This window comes from Pseudomonas sp. NBRC 100443 (genome assembly GCF_030268185.1).
Classification (GTDB): domain Bacteria; phylum Pseudomonadota; class Gammaproteobacteria; order Pseudomonadales; family Pseudomonadaceae; genus Pseudomonas; species Pseudomonas citronellolis.
In genome coordinates this window covers 1-1,069 of record NZ_BSQE01000053.1, presented here as the reverse complement: position 1 = coordinate 1,069, position 1,069 = coordinate 1, and the positions used below count along the sequence as shown (strand labels likewise).

At 60.8% G+C, this 1,069-nt stretch carries 1 protein-coding gene; it reads right to left on the bottom strand.

What is annotated here, in order from left to right:
• Positions 1-239 precede the first annotated feature (239 nt).
• The coding region (locus QSJ95_RS32460; protein ID WP_285647869.1) for an IS4 family transposase at positions 240-1,069 on the bottom strand (830 nt) is incomplete at its 5' end.

Sequence of the window (1,069 nt, the reverse complement as noted above, 5' to 3'; positions counted from 1 at the left end):
CCCCGAGGGTACGTCCCTGTAGCCCATCGGGGCTCTCGCGACATCCATGTCGCATGACCTCCTGAGCGCCGGTTTCGCTCGGCCTTCTGAAGGGGCGTTTCGGAGTGCGCGGATGTTTCTCTGGAAGACCAAAAGCCAGAGCAAACGCGCTTTTGCTTTTGCTTTTCGTAGGAGCGAGCTTGCTCGCGAACCCCGCAGTCACTGGGTTCCCGCGTTTGCGCACTACTGTCCGGCACGCCTCATGCTATTAACAGTTGCCCCTGACGCAGGTTGATCTCGCGTATTCGCTCCTGCCGTCGTCGGTAACGTTCGGCTTCCAGGCCAGGACGCTGAAACAGCGTCGCCTGTACCTCCACCATCAGCATCCACAGGCTTTGCCGCGTTCCCGTCCTGCGTTGGTAAAGGTTCAGCAGCAAGTAGCTGATCAGCGCACAGAGAATCTGGAGGCGCACGGCATTCTCGCTACGGCCCAGGAAACGCCTGACCTTCAGGTGTTGCTTGATCCATTTGAAAAACAGCTCGATCCGCCAGCGATCCCGATAGCGCTCGGCGATTTCTGCCGCCGGGCTGCTCAGGTCGTTGGTCGCCAGGCTCAGAGGCGGCTCATCGCCTGGGCGGTTCACCAGGATTCGCCGCAGGGGCTGGGTGTAGTGATTACGCCGTCGGCCACCTGGGTTGCGGTTGGAGAAGCTCACCTCTTCGTCTCGCAGGATCGTTTCCCGGTCTTGCTGGGGGACTTCGCGCAAGGCCAGGACCTTGAGCCGCACATTGGACTTGAATCGTGGGACGAAGCGGGCCTTCTGGGCATCCAGGCTCGCCCACCAGTTGAAGTCGTAATAGCTCTTGTCGAATACGTAGGTGGCCTGTGGCTCGATACCCAGCGTCCGGCCTTCGTCGATGTCGTTGACGTTGGCTGCGCTGAAGCTGCAATGCACCGGCGCCGCCGCCTGCTCGGCATACAGCACATGGACTTTCAGCCCCTGGGAGCGGGTTCGATTGGACAGCGTCCATTCGTCGAAGCCAGGGCCCTTGAGGGTGATCGTGGTGGAGTCCAGCAGGTACAGCAGTT